Here is a 337-nt window from a genome sequence, read left to right on the forward strand (position 1 = left end):
CACCGTCCGCCGCGCGGACGAGCCGGCCGGCACGCTGTTCTTCGGCCACCGGGCGAATGAGTGCATGTGGGTTGCCGAGCCCACCGCATCAGGACAGCAGGGGGAGCCATCCTCCGCGGTGCTCGAGCCGATACGAATCACCGCCCGTGAGGCCGGCATCCTCCAGAGCTTTCCCGCCGACTATCCCTGGCAAGGCAACAAGGGCCAGCAGTTCTCTCAGATCGGCAACGCCGTCCCGCCGCTGCTCGCCGCCCATCTCCTCGCCCCGCACCTTAGCGTCCCCCTCAACCCCGACGACTTCGCCCTGGCAGCCTGATGCCCCGCACCCCCGACCCCG

Annotated in this window: 1 protein-coding gene; it reads left to right on the forward strand. The window is 70.0% G+C overall.

The window, feature by feature from the left end:
- Positions 1–316, forward strand: a 316-nt coding sequence (locus tag BEK98_RS47710) for a DNA cytosine methyltransferase (RefSeq protein WP_143684316.1), incomplete at its 5' end; no start/stop codon positions are given.
- Between the last annotated feature and the right edge of the window lie 21 nt (positions 317–337).

It is taken from the genome of Streptomyces diastatochromogenes (genome assembly GCF_002242805.1).
GTDB lineage: Bacteria > Actinomycetota > Actinomycetes > Streptomycetales > Streptomycetaceae > Streptomyces > Streptomyces diastatochromogenes.